The 16258-nt window shown below is 70.8% G+C and carries 14 protein-coding genes; 7 read left to right on the forward strand and 7 right to left on the reverse strand.

The genetic code is table 11. From position 1 onward, the window contains the following. Positions 1-745: 745 nt before the first annotated feature. Positions 746-2008 (reverse strand): hypothetical protein, encoded by a 1263-nt coding sequence (locus tag NYF13_RS25605; RefSeq protein WP_315660186.1) that lies wholly within the window; start codon positions 2006-2008, stop codon positions 746-748. 254 nt (positions 2009-2262) lie between these two features. On the opposite strand from NYF13_RS25605, the gene NYF13_RS25610 reads away from it, so the two are divergent. Then, on the forward strand, positions 2263-3189 hold the full coding sequence (locus NYF13_RS25610; RefSeq protein ID WP_315660187.1) for a TAXI family TRAP transporter solute-binding subunit: 927 nt from the start codon (positions 2263-2265) through the stop codon (positions 3187-3189). 240 nt (positions 3190-3429) lie between these two features. Here the strand turns inward: NYF13_RS25610 and NYF13_RS25615 are convergent, their stop codons facing one another. Both NYF13_RS25615 and NYF13_RS25620 read right to left on the reverse strand, forming a co-directional pair. Continuing rightward, positions 3430-4833, reverse strand: coding sequence for a HAMP domain-containing sensor histidine kinase (locus NYF13_RS25615; RefSeq protein ID WP_315660188.1), 1404 nt, complete (start codon positions 4831-4833; stop codon positions 3430-3432). Positions 4834-4836: 3 nt separating this feature from the next. Continuing rightward, a complete protein-coding gene (locus tag NYF13_RS25620; RefSeq protein ID WP_315660189.1) occupies positions 4837-5505 on the reverse strand; it encodes a response regulator transcription factor in 669 nt (222 codons plus the stop codon). Positions 5506-5848: 343 nt separating this feature from the next. On the opposite strand from NYF13_RS25620, the gene NYF13_RS25625 reads away from it, so the two are divergent. The 4 genes from NYF13_RS25625 (at position 5849) to NYF13_RS25640 (ending at position 9320) form a co-directional block, all read left to right on the forward strand. Continuing rightward, positions 5849-6577 (forward strand): amino acid ABC transporter ATP-binding protein, encoded by a 729-nt coding sequence (locus NYF13_RS25625; RefSeq protein WP_315660432.1) that lies wholly within the window; start codon positions 5849-5851, stop codon positions 6575-6577. A 198-nt stretch (positions 6578-6775) separates the two neighbouring features. Beyond that, on the forward strand, positions 6776-7687 hold the full coding sequence (locus NYF13_RS25630; RefSeq protein ID WP_315660190.1) for a glutamate ABC transporter substrate-binding protein: 912 nt from the start codon (positions 6776-6778) through the stop codon (positions 7685-7687). An 83-nt stretch (positions 7688-7770) separates the two neighbouring features. Next, positions 7771-8418 carry an amino acid ABC transporter permease gene (locus NYF13_RS25635; protein ID WP_315660191.1) on the forward strand — a complete coding sequence of 216 codons (648 nt, stop codon included), beginning with the start codon at positions 7771-7773 and terminating at the stop codon, positions 8416-8418. After that, positions 8415-9320, forward strand: coding sequence for an amino acid ABC transporter permease (locus NYF13_RS25640; RefSeq protein ID WP_315660192.1), 906 nt, complete (start codon positions 8415-8417; stop codon positions 9318-9320). Before NYF13_RS25635 ends, NYF13_RS25640 begins: the two co-directional genes overlap by 4 nt. Before the next feature lie 177 nt (positions 9321-9497). On the opposite strand, the gene NYF13_RS25645 is transcribed toward NYF13_RS25640, so the two are convergent. The 4 genes from NYF13_RS25645 to NYF13_RS25660 all read right to left on the reverse strand — a co-directional run bounded on the left by NYF13_RS25645 (position 9498) and on the right by NYF13_RS25660 (position 13365). Continuing rightward, a complete protein-coding gene (locus tag NYF13_RS25645; protein WP_315660193.1) occupies positions 9498-10250 on the reverse strand; it encodes a succinate dehydrogenase/fumarate reductase iron-sulfur subunit in 753 nt (250 codons plus the stop codon). Next, positions 10247-12166, reverse strand: coding sequence for a fumarate reductase/succinate dehydrogenase flavoprotein subunit (locus tag NYF13_RS25650; protein ID WP_315660194.1), 1920 nt, complete (start codon positions 12164-12166; stop codon positions 10247-10249). Before NYF13_RS25650 ends, NYF13_RS25645 begins: the two co-directional genes overlap by 4 nt. 81 nt (positions 12167-12247) lie before the next feature. Next, a complete protein-coding gene (locus NYF13_RS25655; RefSeq protein ID WP_315660195.1) occupies positions 12248-13078 on the reverse strand; it encodes a hypothetical protein in 831 nt (276 codons plus the stop codon). After that, positions 13075-13365 (reverse strand): hypothetical protein, encoded by a 291-nt coding sequence (locus tag NYF13_RS25660; RefSeq protein WP_315660196.1) that lies wholly within the window; start codon positions 13363-13365, stop codon positions 13075-13077. The genes NYF13_RS25655 and NYF13_RS25660 overlap by 4 nt, the downstream gene beginning before the upstream one ends. Positions 13366-13657: 292 nt before the next feature. Between NYF13_RS25660 and edd the strand changes: the two genes are divergently transcribed. Continuing rightward, positions 13658-15586 (forward strand): phosphogluconate dehydratase, encoded by a 1929-nt coding sequence (gene edd, locus NYF13_RS25665; RefSeq protein ID WP_315660197.1) that lies wholly within the window; start codon positions 13658-13660, stop codon positions 15584-15586. Continuing rightward, complete coding sequence (gene eda, locus NYF13_RS25670) at positions 15583-16209, forward strand: bifunctional 4-hydroxy-2-oxoglutarate aldolase/2-dehydro-3-deoxy-phosphogluconate aldolase (protein ID WP_315660198.1); 627 nt, start codon at positions 15583-15585, stop codon at positions 16207-16209. The genes edd and eda overlap by 4 nt, the downstream gene beginning before the upstream one ends. Positions 16210-16258 lie beyond the last annotated feature (49 nt).

Below are 16258 nucleotides of genomic sequence, written 5' to 3' on the forward strand. Positions count from 1 at the left end.
CAGGACATCGTCGGATCCGGCCTCTGCTAGGCGAACCTGCTGTTCGTCGCCACCGTTGTCGCGGAACTGCGCGCAGCCCGCGATCAGGACCTGACGGTGTTCCTGGTCGAGGAACCCGAGGCGCACCTTCACCCCCAGTTGCTGTCGGGTGTCGGGCAGGGCCCGCTGGCCACCGGCACTCCGCGTCCGCCTCATCACCTGAGTCTCTTCGAGATCAAAGCGATCCCGCTGGCGGAGCCTTCCCTCAGGCGGGCATCACGCCAAGCTCGAGCGCTACCTCGACGCGACCCGCAGCGCCGTGTTGTTCGGCCCACCCGTCGTCCTGGTCGAGGGCATAGCCGAGGCGCTGCTACCCCCGGCGTTCGCCCGTCTGGTCCTGCACCGCCGTCCCGCCACACCTCTTTCCAGACCGGGGCCACGGACGAGGAAACCAACGACGAGCAGACAGCGCGACCTAGCCACCCGGGCTCGATCAGCCGGCATCACCATCGCCGTAGACGGCGTCGACTTCGATCCGTATGTCCGTGATCTCCTGACCGCACGCGAGGGTGGCCGAGTCGCCAACGCGTAGTGCGGGAAGACACGCACCGACGACTTGATGGAGGCATGGTTGTCCAACGACCACAAGCTCGCGGCCGCCAAAAGCTTGCGGGCGCTCCAAGGTGGCCTCCTCACGAGCACGTCAGCTGTCGGCACTGACTCCCATTCGCCGGTCACCCGCGGCTCGCCGGCGCACCACCTCCGGTCAGGTGGTGCGCTCGTGCTCCCCGCCGGTGTCGAAGTGACGGTCCAGGTACTCCTCCGGCGACAAGGCGCTTTCCCGAAGCAGCGAGAACACCTCGCAGCCTTCCGTTAGGTCCTTCTCCCCGGTCTCGTACCCCTGGGCGAGCCCGAGGTAGGTGACACCAGTGTTCTCCGCGTACTCCCGGGCTTCCGACTCGGCGCGGGCGATGGCCGTGTCAAGATCGGTCGCGCGCCACAACGTGATCCGCTCCTCGTACGGCCGATCGTCTGCGTCAGTCCACCGGAAGACGCAGCGCACCGCGTACCACTCGTCCGCTTCGTCAGTCATACCTGTCGTCACTCCACTCTCACCAGGCGAACAACGCCGCAAAGCCCGCAGCGATCGCGGTGAGCGCCTCCCTACTCCTGAGACGAAAGCCGCCACGACCACCAGCCCGGTCACCACGTCATTGACAAAGTTGTTGTTGTTCGACCGCTTCTTCGCATTCCGGTCGCCCTGGTACTTCTCGGCCTGCTTGATCTTCTGCTGTGCCCGCTTGTAGGCCTGGATCGGCGTCTTCACCCCAGTCGAGGCGGCGATCACCCGGCCGTACGGGTCGTAGGCGTAAGTACCGGCGATCGCGCCGTTCGCCCCGAGCAGCGCTCGCGTCGACCCCTGCCCGTCGTGGAAGAACCACTGGGTCCCGCCGCCGCTGAGCAGGTCGGGCACCTCGCCGGCGTCCCAGGTGAACGAGTTGGTGACCGATTCCGATTTCTTGGCGGTACGCAGGCCCGAACCGTCGTAGGCGTAGGTCGCGCCGCCGCCCGGCCCGGAGACCGACGTCAGGCGGTCGGCCTGGTCGTAGCCATACGTCGTCGCCGCGGCGCCCGACGGCGTCATGGACGTCCGGTTTCCCTGCACGTCGTACTGGTAGGAGGTCGCGCCGGTCGGCGCGGCCGAACATCCCGCCGTGCTGGTCCCGCCCGGCAGCGCCCAGCAGATCTGCCCGGCCGCGTCGAACGCCTGGTTCGACCCGGCCGTCGTGGTCGGGTGAGCGGCGGCGTCATACCCGTAGGCCGCCGTCGTCGCTCCGGTCGTCGACGACTTGAGCTGCTCACGCGTGGTGTAGGTGTAGGTCTGCGCGCCGCCAGGCAAGCCGGTGGGAGCCATGGTCAGCGGCTGCCCCGCCCCGTCGCGGGTGTAGGCCGTCGACGCCAGCGTCACCGATCCGGACGCCACCTTGAGCGCCGACAGGTCCCCGGCCGGGTCGAAGGTGTTCGTCACGCTCGTTGGCCGCGTCGTACCCGAAGCCAGTCGTCTTGTCGTTCCAGCCGAAGCTGTACAGACCTAGGTGCGGATCTGATAGGTGCGCGCGTTCATCACCAGCCAGCGTAACCCGCACCCGGCTCGGGAAAACCGGCGCCCGCCTCGCCGTTCGCGCGGGCCCGGCCGGTCGTCACCGGACCGGTCGCGGGTGGGCGCCCGGTCGCGGTGGCCATCCCGGCGACTTCCGGCCCCGGGTCTGGCACGATCCCCCCATGCGGTGGAGGCGGAGTACGGCGTTCGCGGTCGCGGTGCTGGCGGCCGTCGCGGTGCTGGCCGGCTGCGGGCCGAGTTTCTCCGGGCTGCGGGTGCGCATCGCGGCCGGCTCGCCCGGCGGGGTGTACAGCGACCTCGCGCAGCCCCTGGCCGACGCCTGGGCCGCCGACCTGGGGATCGAGCGGCCTGCCGTGCTCTCGACGCAGGGCTCGCTCGACAACCTCAGGCAGGTGGAGTCGGGCCGGGCCGACGTCGCGTTCGTGGCCGCCGACCTCGCCGCGGAGGAAGCCGCCGAGACGCACGGCAAGCTGGCCGCGCTGGCCCGCATCCACGACGACTACCTGCACATCGTGGTGCGCTCGGACTCGCCCTACACCTCGGTGGCGATGCTGCGCGGCCACCGCATCGCCACCGGCTCGCCGGAGTCGGGCGTGGAGTACATCGCCGACCGCGTGCTGCAGGTGGCCGGTCTCCAGGACGGGTTCCCGGCACCCCTCGGCCTGAAGGACTCGCTCGACGCCCTGGAGAACCACACCATCGATGCCCTGTTCTGGTCCGGCGGGCTGCCCACGCCGCTGATCACGACGTACTCGGCGAAGATCGGGCTGCGGCTGCTCGACATGTCCAGCCTGATGCCGCGCATGCAGGAGTTCAGCCCGGTCTACGGCACCGCGACGATCCCGGGCAGCACCTACAACCAGCCCGGTCCGGTGGTCACCCTGGTCGTGCCCAACTTCCTGGTGGTGCCCACCTCGATGCCGGCCGACGTCGCCGAAGCCCTCACCCGCGGCCTCTTCGACGCGCGCCCGGCCCTGGTCCGGGCCAACCACGCGGCGCTTTCCATCGACGTGCACCCGGGTATCGAGACCGAGCCGCTGCCGCTGCACCCGGGCGCGCTCAGCTACTACCGGAGCGTGAAGACCTAGCGCCGCGGCCGGGTGGAGGCGGTCACCCCGGGCGCCGGGCCCCGTCGAAGCGACGGCCACCGCGGCCCGCAGCGGCCGGGACCGTCCTCCCCGCGCGTGCCCCACCGCAGCAACCTGACGACCACGATCGACACGGCGGATGTTTCCTCCGGTGCCCGGCGAGCCCTTCCCCGTCCTGCGGTGCTTTCCGGCCGGGTCGCCCTCCGCACGGCCCATCGGCCTGTGCGCCCACCGCCCCGCTCAGGCGGGCGGCGCGACCGGGAAGTCCATCGTGATCCGCAGCCCACCGCCGTCCGGCCGGTCCAGCCGCAGCTCGCCGCCGGAGTGGCGGACGATCTCGCGCACGATGGCCAGGCCGAGGCCCGAACCGGGCACGTTCTGGTGGGCCCCGCTGCGCCAGAACCGGTCGGCCGCGCGTTCCAGCTCCTCGGCGCGCAGCCCGGGGCCGTGGTCGCGCACGGTCAGGGTGACGCGATCCCCGGCGCGCTCGGCCGAGACGAGCACCGAAGTCCCGGGAGAGGTGAACTTGAACGCGTTGTCCAGCAGGGCGTCCAGGATCACCTCGAAACCGCGCGGCGGGACGAGCACCCGCACCCCGGCCACGTCTCCGACGGTCTCCAGCGTGACTTCGCGGGCCGCGCCGACCACCGTCCAGTCCGCGACGCGGTCGGCCACCACCGCGCCGAGGTCCGTGGCCACCAGCTCACCGCCGGCGGCCTCCGCGCGGGCCATCGAGAGCAGCTCGTCGAGGATCCGGTGCAGCCGCCCGGCGTCGACCCGGGCGGCCTCCAGGTCGGCCGCGGCTGCTTCGCCGCCGACCTGGTCTTCGAGGTTGCCGAGGCGGATCTTCAACGCCGTCAAAGGATTCCGTAACTGGTGCGAGGCGTCGGCCACGAAAGCGCGTTGCGCGGCCAGGGCTTCCGACACACTCGCCGCCATCCGGTCGAACGACCGGCCGAGCTGGCGCAGCTCCGGCGGCCCGCCGCTCTCCCCCACCGGCTCCGCCGTCCGCCCGCTGACCACCGAGGCCACCAGCGCGCCGGTCGCCTCGTCGAGCCGCCGCACCGGTCGCAGCGTCCAGCGCACCACCGGCAGCGCGACCAGCAGCGCCAGCCCGAACGCGACCACCGCGCCCGCCGCGAGCACCAGCCACTGCCACAGCAGCTCCGTGCGCACGTGCTCGGTGGACGACTCTGTGACCACGGCGCCGCGCACCTCCCCGTCGATCAGGATCGGCTCGGCCAGCACCAGCGGCTCGGCGTGCCACGGCATCAGCAGCGGACCGGGCACCGGGTGCCGCCCGGCGAGCGCCTCGTTCGCCGGGTCCGCGATCGCGGCCGAGTCGATGCGCTCGGCGTCCGTGCCACCGAGCGAGCTGAGCACGGCGACGTCGTCCTGGTTCACCACCACGACCCGCACGCCGTACACCTCGGTGTAGCGGCGCAGCTCCGGCTCCAGCAGCGCGGGCCGGTTGTCCAGCAGCGGGCGCTGGGCGAGCGAGGCGAACCGCGCGGTGTCGGTCAGCCGGTCGAGGAAGAGGTCCTGCTGCACACTGCCGGCGATGCTCAGCGCGAGCGGGATGCCCAGGCCGAACACCAGCAGGGCGACCAGCGTGACCACGATTCCCTGGAGGCGGACGCGCACGGCTCAGCCCCGTCCGCCGAGGCGGTAGCCGACCCCGCGGACGGTCTCGATCAGCGCCGGGCGGCCCAGCTTCGTGCGCAGGGTGGCCACGTGCACGTCGAGGGACCGGCTCTCCGCCGGCCCCCGGTGGCCCCAGACCTCGGTGAGCACGTGCTCGCGCGAACAGACGGTGCCGCGCGCCCCGGCCACCAGCGCGAGCACCTGGAACTCCTTGCGGGACAGGGCGATCGGCCGGCCGTCCACCAGCACCTCGTGCCGGGCCAGGTCGATCCGCACGTCACCGGCCTCGATCACCGGCGCCGGCTCCCGGCCGCCGCGCTCGGTGCGGCGCCGCCGCACCGCCTCCACGCGGGCCAGCAGCTCTTCCACGTCGTAGGGCTTGACCAGGTAGTCGTCGGCGCCCGCGCGCAGGCCCTGGACCCGGTCGTCCACCTCGCCGCGGGCCGACACCACGATCACCGCGACGTCGCTGACCGCGCGGATCTGGCGGCACAGCACCACGCCGTCGACGTCGGGCAGGCCCAGGTCGAGCAGCACGACGTCCACCTCGTGCACCCGGTCGAGCACCCCGGCCCCCGAAGCCAGCCGCTGCATGACCAGTCCACGCCGGGTCAGCGCGGGCACCAGGGCGCCCGCGACCCGGTCGTCGTCCTCCACCAGCAGCACCCGCACCGCTCGCCTCCCCGGTGATCCAGCCCACGGTAGCCGGGAACTCTAGGGGCCCACCGCGCGCGAGCCCGAAAGGGCACCGGGAACTACCCTGGGTGACACGCCGGTGGCGGGGACGGCGGGCGAACCCGTCCCGTTTGGCTAGGCTGAGCAGCACGAGACCGATTCGGGCCCGGCCGCGCGCGGTGGTGAGCCGATACCTACTTGAAACCCTAAGTATTGCTCAAGCGGCCTTTACAAAAGGACGGGCGAGGGTAGGTTTCCGCCATCAACGCGGGATCCGGGTCCCGCAGCAGCAAGTACGACGAGCTCTGGAGGCCAGATGACCGCGGAGGTGGCGGCGCCGATGATCAAGGCGGCCGCCGTGAACAAGTACTTCGGCGACCTGCACGTGCTCAAGGAGATCACCCTCGAGGTCCCGCGCGGCCAGGTCGTGGTGGTGCTCGGGCCGTCCGGGTCGGGCAAGTCGACGCTGTGCCGCGCGATCAACCGCCTGGAGCCGATCAACTCGGGCGAGATCGCGGTGGACGGCGTCGCGCTGCCGGCCGAGGGCAAGGCGCTGGCCGCGCTGCGCGCCGACGTCGGCATGGTGTTCCAGTCGTTCAACCTGTTCGCGCACAAGACGATCCTCGAGAACGTCATGCTGGCGCCGGTGAAGGTGCGCAAGACCGCCGCCGCCGAGGCGCGCAAGACCGCGATGGAGCTGCTGGAGCGCGTCGGCATCGCCAACCAGGCCGACAAGTACCCGGCTCAGCTGTCCGGCGGGCAGCAGCAGCGCGTGGCGATCGCCCGCGCGCTCGCGATGCGCCCGAAGGTGATGCTGTTCGACGAGCCGACCTCGGCCCTGGACCCGGAGATGGTCCAGGAGGTGCTCGACGTGATGACCGGGCTGGCCAAGGACGGCATGACCATGCTCGTGGTCACCCACGAAATGGGCTTCGCGCGCCGGGCCGCCGATCGCGTCATCTTCATGGCGGACGGCGAGATCGTCGAGGACACCACGCCGGAGGAGTTCTTCACCAAGCCCAGGAGCGACCGGGCGAAGGACTTCCTGGGCAAGATCCTCACCCACTGAGCCACCGGGCCACGGCACCTCTGAGCCACCGGGCCTCTGGTGCCACCGGGCCACCGGGCCACCGGGCCACCGGGCCACCGGGCCACCGGCCCGACAGTCCACCGACCCCACCGACCGGCCCCACCGGTGCCTTCCCCGGGCCCCGGCCACGACAGCGGCAGCACGGCCGTGCCGACGACAGATACAGGAGACATTCAGATGAGGATCCGCACCCTCGCGGCAGGCCTGCTCGCCGGCGGACTGCTGCTCACGGCCTGCGGCAAGGAGGGCACCCCCGCGAGCCCCGGTGGCGACGCCTCCGGTGACAACTCCGCCGCCCTGCCGACCTACACCGTCGCGCAGAACGTCGACCTGGCCGGCTCGCCGGTGTTCACCAAGCTGAAGTCGGCCGGCTCCATCACCATCGGGGTCAAGGACGACCAGCCCGGCCTCGGCCAGAAGGACCCGACCACCGGCAAGTTCGGCGGCTTCGACATCGAGATCGCCCGGATGGTGTCCGCGGGCCTCGGCTTCGGCGAGGACAAGATCAAGTACACCACGGTCGACTCGGCCGCGCGGGAGCAGGCGATCGCGAACGGCCAGGTCGACCTCTACGTCGGCACCTACACGATCACCGACAAGCGCAAGGCGCTGGTCTCCTTCGCCGGACCGTACTTCCAGGCCGGCCAGGGCCTGCTGGTGCGCGCCGACGACGACTCGATCACCGGACCGCAGACGCTGAAGGGCAAGAAGGTCTGCTCGGTCACCGGGTCGACCCCGATCCAGCGGGTCCGCGAGCAGGGCCTGACCGAGCCGGGCAACATCGTCGAGTTCCAGAAGTACTCGCAGTGCATCGACAAGCTGCAGAGCAAGGAGGTCGACGCCGTCACCACCGACGACGCGATCCTCAAGGGCTACGCGTCGCAGGAGAAGACCCTGAAGGTCGTCGGCCAGCCGTTCTCGAAGGAGCCCTACGGCATCGGCCTGAACAAGGACGACAAGGTGCTGCGGAACAAGATCGACGACCTGCTGCAGGCCGGCCTGGACGACGGCACCTGGCAGAAGATCTACGACGCCACCCTCGGCAAGTCCGGCTCGACCGCGACCAAGCCGACGATCGTCCGGTACTGACCCGGTAGCCGGCCGGTGGACGGGGTTCCCGTCCACCGGCCGCTCCACATCCACCACCAGCCCACGGACGCGGGGAAGGCTCGATGGACGTCCTGCTCGACAATCTGGACCTGTTCGGTCCGTTCTTCCTCACCACGATCGAACTGTTCGCGCTGGCGGCGGTCGGCAGCCTGGTCTTCGGCACGATCCTGGCCATGCTGCGGGTCAGCCCGGTCCCGGTGTTCCGCGCGATCGGCGCCACCTACGTGACGATCGTCCGCAACACGCCGCTGACCCTCGTGTTCGCCTTCTTCGTCTTCGCCTACCCGCTGCTGGACATCGTCAAGATCAGCTACTTCACGGCGGCCGTGGTCTCGCTGACGGTGTACACCTCGGCGTTCATCTGCGAGGTCGTGCGCTCGGGCATCAACACGGTGCCGGTCGGCCAGGCCGAGGCGGGCCGCGCGCTCGGCCTGCAGTTCGGCCAGATCCTCGGCCAGATCGTGCTGCCGCAGGCCCTGCGCTCGGTCGTGCCGCCACTGATCAGCACGCTCATCGCGCTGCTGAAGAACAGCACCATCGCCGGCGGGTTCTCGGTCGCCGAGGCCGGCGCGATCCGGCAGTACATCTCCGAGCGCGGTGACAGCCAGATGGTCGCCCTGCTGTGGGTGGCCCTCGGCTTCATCATCCTGGTCTCCGTGCTGTCGTTCGTGCAGCGCAGTCTCGAGAAGCGCTGGAGCGTGGCCCGATGAACAACAACGTGCTCTTCGACGTCCCGGGGCCGAAGGCGCGGGTGCGGCACCGGCTGTACGCGGTGCTCGGCATCCTCGTGGTGCTGGCGCTGATCGCGCTCGTCCTCTACAGCTTCGGCGAAAGCGGGCAGTTCGATTCGCAGAAGTGGGAGTGGCTCGAGTACGCGCAGGTCCAGTCGGACCTCGCGAGCGCGGTGGTGGCCACCCTCAAGGCGTTCGCGCTGGGCGCGGTGTTCGCGCTGATCTTCGGCGCGATCTTCGCGGCCGGGCGGCTCTCGGAGCACGCCTGGCTGCGCGGCGTCTCCACGGCGATCGTCGAGTTCTTCCGCGCGATCCCGCTGCTGATCCTGATGTTCGTGTTCTACTACGGCCTGCCGACGCTGGGCTTCGACACCTCGCCGCTGTTCGCCGTGGTGCTCGGCCTGACGCTGTACAACGGTTCGGTGCTCGCGGAGATCTTCCGCGCGGGCATCAACTCGCTGCCGAAGGGGCAGGCCGAAGCCGCGTACGCGCTGGGCATGCGCAAGACCCAGGTGATGTTCACGGTCCTGCTCCCGCAGGCGATCCGCGCCATGCTGCCGACGATCATCAGCCAGCTCGTGGTGCTGCTCAAGGACACCGCGCTCGGCTTCCTGGTGACCTACCCGGAGCTGCTGTACTACGCGCGTTACATCGGCTCGCAGGGGGTGTTCAGCCGGCCGATCGTGCCCTCGACCATCGTGGCGGCCGCCCTCTACATCGCCATGTGCCTGCTGCTGACCGCGCTCGCGACGTACCTGGAGCGGCGCAACCGGCGGAGCAAGAAGCACATCGAGCCCACCGACCGGAAGGCCGAGCAGGTCATGCTCGGCCACGCCGCGGGCGGCCAGACCTTCGGCGGTCTCGGCGGCGGCGCGAACTAGAGTCCGCTTCCCGTTCCCGAGAAAGCCCCCGGTGGTTCGCCCACCGGGGGCTTCTTCCGTTTCGGCCCGGGGTGGCGCCGGCGACGAGGAGTTCCGGCCGCCGCGGGGGAACCCGGCCTTTCGCGGGGCCGAACCGTCCTCCGGCCCGACGATCAGCAGCTCACGCGAGCCGGGGCGTCACCGATCGCGGCGGAACAGCTTGTTGCCCAGCCAGACGATCGGGTCGTACCTGCGGTCGGCGACCCGCTCCTTCATCGGGATCAGCGCGTTGTCGGTGATGTGGATGCCCTCCGGGCAGACCTCGCTGCAGCACTTGGTGATGTTGCACAGCCCGAGACCGTGCTCCTCCTGCGCGGCGTCCCGCCGGTCGGCCACGTCGAGCGGGTGCATCTCCAGCTCGGCGATCCGCATCAGGTACCGCGGCCCGGCGAAGGTCTCCTTGTTCTCTTCGTGGTCGCGCACCACGTGACAGGTGTTCTGGCACAGGAAGCACTCGATGCACTTGCGGAACTCCTGCGAGCGCTCGACGTCCACCTGCTGCATCCGGTACTCCCCCGGCCGCAGGTCCTTCGGCGGGGTGAACGACGGGATCTCCCGCGCCTTGGTGTAGTTGAAGGAGACGTCGGTGACCAGGTCGCGGATCACCGGGAAGGTGCGCAGCGGCGTGACGGTGACGACCTCGTCCTCGGTGAAGGTGGACATCCGCGTCATGCACAGCAGCCGCGGCCGGCCGTTGATCTCGGCCGAGCACGAGCCGCACTTGCCCGCCTTGCAGTTCCAGCGCACGGCCAGGTCCGAGGCCTGGGTGGCCTGCAGGCGGTGGATGATGTCGAGCACCACCTCGCCCTCGTTCACCTCGACCGCGAAGTCCTGCAGTCCGCCGGCGGCGTCGTCGCCGCGCCACACCCGGAAGCTGGCCTGGTAACTCATGAGTCCCTCCCGGGGTGGCTCTCGAGCTCGCCGTCGGTGTAGTACTTGCCCAGCTCGTCGAGTTTGAACAGCTCCAGCAGGTCCTGGCGCAGCGGGAGCTGTTCGGCCACCACCACCTCGACGTCCGGTACCACCGGGTTGTCCCCGGCCACGGCCGAGCAGACCAGCAGCTTGTGCCGCCACTGGGCGTCCATGCCGGGGTGGTCGTCGCGCGTGTGGCCGCCCCGGCTCTCGGTGCGGGTGAGCGCCGCCCGGGCCACGCACTCGCTGACCAGCAGCATGTTGCGCAGGTCGACGGCGAGGTGCCAGCCCGGGTTGAACTGCCGGTGCCCCTCCACCGTCACGCGCCGGATCCGCTGCCGGATCTCGCCGAGCTTGGCCAGCGCCTGCTGGATCTCCCCGGCCTTGCGGATGATGCCGACCAGGTCGTTCATCGACTGCTGCAGCTCGGTGTGCAGGGTGTAGGGGTTCTCGGCCTCGCCGTCGGCCGGCGGGTCGAACGGCGCCAGCGCCATCCTCGCCGCGGCGTCCACATCGGACTCCGCCACCTTCGGCCGGCCCTCGCCGAGGCCGCCCACGTAGGCCGCCGCGCCGAGCCCGGCCCGGCGGCCGAACACCAGCAGGTCGGACAGCGAGTTGCCGCCGAGCCGGTTGGAGCCGTGCATGCCGCCGGAGCACTCGCCCGCCGCGAACAGCCCGGGCACGCTGGCCGCGCCGGTGTCCGGGTCGACCTCGACCCCGCCCATCACGTAGTGGCAGGTGGGGCCGACCTCCATGGCCTCCTTGGTGATGTCGACGTCGGCCAGCTCCTTGAACTGGTGGTACATCGAGGGCAGCCGGCGCTGGATCTCCTCGGCCGGGAGCCGGCTCGCGATGTCGAGGAACACCCCGCCGTGCGGCGAGCCGCGGCCCTCCTTGACCTCCGAGTTGATCGCGCGCGCCACCTCGTCCCGGGGCAGCAGGTCCGGCGTGCGGCGGTTGTTGTCCGCGTCGGCGTACCAGCGGTCGGCCTCCTCGACGCTGTCCGCGTACTGGCCCTTGAACACGTCCGGCACGTAGCCGAACATGAACCGCTCGTCTTCGGAGTTCTTCAGCACGCCGCCGTCCCCGCGGACGCCCTCGGTCACGAGGATGCCCTTCACGCTCGGCGGCCAGACCATGCCGGTGGGGTGGAACTGGACGAACTCCATGTTGATCAGCTTCGCGCCCGCGCGCAGGGCCAGCGCGTGGCCGTCCCCGGTGTACTCCCACGAGTTCGACGTGACCTTGAACGACTTGCCGATGCCGCCGGTCGCGAGCACCACGGCGGGCGCGTCGAACCGCACGAACCGGCCGCTCTCCCGCCAGTAACCGAACGCCCCGGCCACCGCGCCGCCGTCGAGCAGCAGTTCGGTCACCGTGCACTCGGCGAAGACCTTGATCCGCGCCTCGTAGTCCCCGAACTCCGCGAAGTCCTCCTGTTGCAGCGAAACGATCTTCTGCTGCATCGTGCGGATCAGCTCGAGCCCGGTCCGGTCGCCGACGTGCGCCAGCCGCGGGTAGGTGTGCCCGCCGAAGTTGCGCTGGCTGATCCGCCCGTCCGCGGTGCGGTCGAACAGCGCGCCGTAGGTCTCCAGCTCCCAGACGCGGTCCGGGGCCTCCTTGGCGTGCAGCTCGGCCATCCGCCAGTTGTTCAGGAACTTCCCGCCGCGCATGGTGTCGCGGAAGTGCACCTGCCAGTTGTCGTTGGAGTTCGCGTTGCCCATCGACGCCGCGCAGCCGCCTTCGGCCATCACGGTGTGGGCCTTGCCGAACAGGGACTTGCACACCACCGCGACGCTGTAACCCTGTTCTCGCGCTTCGATCACCGCGCGCAGACCGGCGCCGCCGGCCCCGATCACCACCACGTCGTAGCTGTGCCGTTCGACCTCGGTCATGAAGAGAGCCACCTCGAGAGCTGGACGCCGTTGTTGTTCGTCATTACCGGTTCTTCCCCGGCCGCCGGTGCGGGCGCCCGGCTAACCCACGAACCGCAGGTCCGCGATGGCCCCGCTGGACACGAGCAGCACGTAGAGGTCGGTCAGCACCAGGGTGCCGAGCGTCGTCCACGCCAGGGTCATGTGCCGGGAGTTGAGCTTCGAGACCTTGGTCCACACCCAGTACCGCACCGGGTGCTTCGAGAAGTGCTTGAGCCGGCCACCGGTCACGTGCCGGCACGAATGGCAGGACAGGGTGTACGCCCACAGCAGCACCACGTTCGCGACGATGATGACGTTGCCGAGCCCGAAGCCGAAACCGCTCGGGCTGCGGAAGGCCATCACCGCGTCGTAGGTGTTGACCAGCGAGACGATCGTCGCCACGTAGAAGAAGTAGCGGTGCACGTTCTGGATGATCAGCGGCAGCCGCGTCTCACCCGAATAGCGCGCGTGCGGCTCCGCCACCGCGCACGCCGGCGGGGAGAACCAGACCGAGCGGTAGTAGGCCTTGCGGTAGTAGTAGCAGGTCAGCCGGAAGCCGAGCAGGAACGGCAGCACCAGCGCCCCGAGTGGGAGCCAGCCCGGGAAGGCGCCGAACCAGTGCCCGAAGTGGCTCGAACCGGCGACGCAGGACGTGGAGACGCAGGGCGAGTAGAACGGCGTCAGGTAGTGGTAGTCGGGCACCCAGTACGCCGTGCGGACGAACGCCCGGACCGTCGCGTAGCCGATGAAGGTGGCCAGCCCCAGCACGGTGAGCAGGGGCTGCAGCCACCATCGGTCGGTCCGCAGGGTCCGGTCGGTGATCCGGGCCCGGCCCGGTGCGCGGACACCGGTGCCCTCCCGGCTGACGTCGTTGTCAGCGGGAGCGCTCACCGCTGGTCGCGCTGGTAGCCGCCGACACCCTCGTCATCGGCGCCGTGCCACAGCGCCGGGTCGTACGGGGTGTCGGGGACGGGGACGCGGTCGAGCGGTTTCGCCTGGGCCGGCACGGCGGGCGGGTGCCCGTCGAGGTCGGCGATGTCGATGTCGAGCCGTTCGACGTCGTTGGCCAGCCGGCGCACGGCCGCCGCGTCGCCGTACCGCGAGCGCAGCGTGCCCACGCACTGCCGCAGCTGGCCGATGGTGCGCCGCAGTTCGGCGAGTTCGGTGGTGGTGGACATCGGGAACCTCCTTCTCCTGCTCCGGCAGGACCGGGGTGACGATCACGCCGCCGCCTACGACTCTGCCGCGCTCTGTGCACTGTGACAAGTAGCACACCCACCCGAATCGGAGTGACCGAGCTCACCTCTAAGGGTTGTCTGAATCGATTTTGATTCGGCGCCCTCGACCGGCTACCGTGGCTGACGTCACGTTCCTGCGACGCCAGAGCTGCCGTCCTGCGGACCCCCACCACCAGTGAGCCGGGAGCCGGACATGCGTTGCCGCCCGAACCAGCCCGCCGAGAACACCCGAATGCACCCCGTCGTCGCCGAGGTCACCGCCCGGGTCGTCGAGCGCAGTGCGGCGACCCGCGGGGCCTACCTCGAACGCACCGAGGCGGCCCACCGGGAAGGCCCGGTCCGCCGGGGCCTGGCCTGCAGCAACCTCGCGCACGGTTTCGCCGCGATGGACGGCGTCGACCGAGCCGCGCTGCGCGAGGCCCGCGCGCCGGGCGTCGCCATCGTTTCCTCTTACAACGACCTGCTTTCCGCCCACCAGCCGATGCAGGAGTACCCGGCGTGGCTGAAGAAGTCGGTGCGCGAAGCCGGCGGTGTCGCCCAGTTCGCCGGCGGCGTGCCCGCCATGTGCGACGGGATCACGCAGGGGCGGCCGGGCATGGAGCTGTCGCTGTTCAGCCGCGAGGTGATCGCGATGGCGACGGCGATCGCGTTGTCCCACGACCTGTTCGACGCCGCGCTGCTGCTGGGCGTGTGCGACAAGATCGTGCCGGGCTTGCTGGCCGGGGCGCTGTCCTTCGGGCACCTGCCGGCGATCCTGGTTCCTGCGGGACCGATGAATTCCGGCCTGCCGAACAAGGAGAAGGCTCGCGTACGGCAGCTGTACGCCGAAGGTCTCGCAACGCGCGAAGACCTCCTCGACGCCGAAGCGGCTTCGTACCATTCAGCGGGGACCTGCACGTTCTACGGCACAGCCAACTCGAACCAGATGGTGGTCGAGGTGATGGGCCTGCACCTGCCGGGCGCCAGCTTCGTCCAGCCGAACTCGCCGCTGCGCCGGGCACTGACCGAGGAAGCCGGGCGGCGCGTGGTCTCGCTGTCGCGCGGCGGGTCCTACACGCCGATCTCCCGGGTTTTGGACGAAAAGGCGCTGATCAACGGCGTGATCGCGCTGCTGGCCACGGGCGGCTCGACCAACCACACGATGCACCTGGTCTCGATCGCCGCCGCGGCGGGCATCCAGATGAGCTGGGACGACTTCTCGGACCTGTCCGCGGTGGTGCCCCTGCTGGCGCGGGTGTACCCGAACGGCAGCGCGGACATCAACCACTTCCACGCCGCCGGCGGCATCCAGTTCCTGGTGGGCACCCTGCTCGACGCGGGGCTGCTGCACGAGGACGTGCACACCGTCGCCGGGTTCGGGCTGCGCCGCTACACCCGGGAGCCGATCCTGACCGAGGGCGAACTGGAATGGCGCGACGGGCCGGCGCACAGTCTCGACGAGGACGTGCTGCGCCCGGCGGAGCGGCCGTTCGCCCCGGACGGCGGTCTGCGGATGGTCTCGGGCAACCTCGGCCGGGCGGTGACCAAGGTGTCGGCCGTGGCGCCGGAGCACCGCGTGGTGCAGGCGCCGGCTCGGGTGTTCACGTCGCAGGAGGGGTTCACGGCGGCGTTCGAGGCCGGCGAGCTGGACCGCGACGTGGTGGTCGTGGTGCGCCGGCAGGGCCCGCAGGCCAACGGGATGCCGGAGCTGCACGGCCTCACCCCCGCCCTCGGCGTGCTGATGGACCGCGGCCACCAGGTGGCGTTGCTCACCGACGGCCGCATGTCGGGTGCCTCGGGCAAGGTCCCGGCGGCGATCCAGCTGACCCCGGAAGCCGCCGTGGGCGGCCCGATCGGCCGCGTCGCCGACGGGGACGTGATCCGCCTCGACGCCCGCGCCGGCACCTTGGACGTGCTGGTCGGTGACGAAGAACTCGCCCGCCGCGACCTGGTGGACGCACCCCCGTCCGAGGCATCCTGGACCGGCACCGGGCGGGAGCTGTTCGGGGCGCTGCGCCGTGCGGTCGGTCCGGCCGACCAGGGCGCGAGCGTCTTCGGGGCGCTCACGCCGGAACTGGACCTGCTCCGCGGGGTCCGGGGGCCGCTCGGCCGGCCCGTCTTGGAGACTGCTGCGGAAGCCACTTCGGAAACCGTCTTGGAGACCCAGGAGGTCGGTCAGTGACCACCGGCACGGATCTGCTCGAACTGTCCCCCGTGATGCCCGTCGTGGTGATCGACGACGTCGCCGACGCGGTGCCCGCCGCGCGCGCCCTGCTCGCCGGCGGCATCGGGGTGATCGAGCTGACCCTGCGCACCCCCGCGGCGCTGGCCGCGATCGAGCGCGTGGCCACGCAGGTGCCGGACATCGTCATCGGCGCCGGCACGGTGACCAGCCCCGGCCAGGCCAAGCAGGCCGCCGACGCGGGCGCGAAGTTCCTCGTGACCCCGGGCTGCACCGACGCCGTGCTCGACGCCGCCTTCGCCACCGGCCTGCCGTTCCTGCCGGGCGCCGGCACGGTCTCGGAAGCGATGCGCCTGTCCGAACGCGGCCTGACGGCGCTGAAGTTCTTCCCCGCGGCGGCCAGCGGCGGCGTGGACTACCTGAAGTCCATCGCCGGTCCCCTGCCGGACCTGCGCTTCTGCCCGACCGGCGGGATCACCCCGGCCACCGCCCCGTCCTACCTGGCCCTGCCGAACGTCGGCTGCATCGGCGGCTCCTGGCTGACCCCGAAGAAGGCCCTGTCCGCCAAGGACTTCGCCGCGATCGAGTCCCTCGCCGCGGAAGCCGCGAAGCTCGGGGACTGACTCCGGGCTCCCACGCCGCCGCTCCCCGCCACCAGTTCCGGGGGGCGGC

The sequence above is a fragment of the Amycolatopsis sp. PS_44_ISF1 genome (assembly GCF_032335455.1).
In the GTDB taxonomy this organism is placed as follows: domain Bacteria; phylum Actinomycetota; class Actinomycetes; order Mycobacteriales; family Pseudonocardiaceae; genus Amycolatopsis.